Origin of the sequence: Novosphingobium sp. CCH12-A3, assembly GCF_001556015.1 — a bacterium.
Classification (GTDB): domain Bacteria; phylum Pseudomonadota; class Alphaproteobacteria; order Sphingomonadales; family Sphingomonadaceae; genus Novosphingobium; species Novosphingobium subterraneum.
In genome coordinates this window covers 1-518 of sequence record NZ_LSIA01000115.1, presented here as the reverse complement: position 1 = coordinate 518, position 518 = coordinate 1, and the positions used below count along the sequence as shown (strand labels likewise).

1 protein-coding gene is annotated in these 518 nt (G+C 63.5%); it reads left to right on the top strand.

Annotated elements, in window-relative coordinates; genetic code table 11:
• Window positions 1-518, top strand: a 518-nt coding sequence (locus tag AX703_RS08190) for an IS3 family transposase (RefSeq protein ID WP_156451975.1), incomplete at both ends; no start/stop codon positions are given.

The window sequence follows — 518 nt, the reverse complement described above, 5'->3', positions numbered from 1 at the left end:
CACGTACGGTTCGGGGAGGGGAAGCGCTTATGCGCTTCCTACTCCACTCCCGATGCGCCGCGGCTTCCTCTACCTGGTGGCGATCATGGACTGGGCAACCCGCAAGGTGCTGGCCTGGCGGCTGTCGAACACGATGGATGCCGGCTTCTGCGTTGCGGCGCTGGAGGAAGCACTGGCCCGGTTCGGGAGACCTGAGATCTTCAACACCGACCAGGGCAGCCAGTTTACTTCGCTGGCCTTCACCAGCGTGCTGCTCGAAGCTGAGGTCCGCATCAGCATGGACGGCCGCGGGCGCTGGATGGACAATGTCTTCATCGAGCGCCTCTGGCGCTCCCTGAAGTACGAGTGCGTCTATCTCCACGCCTTCGAGACCGGCTCCGAACTGAAGGCTGGCCTTGCAAGGTGGATCACTTACTACAACACTCAGCGTCCGCACTCGGGCCTCGCCGGGAGAACCCCGGTCGAGGCCTATCGGCGGATCGGGCAATCAGATCATGGGGGGCATGCCCCCCATGATC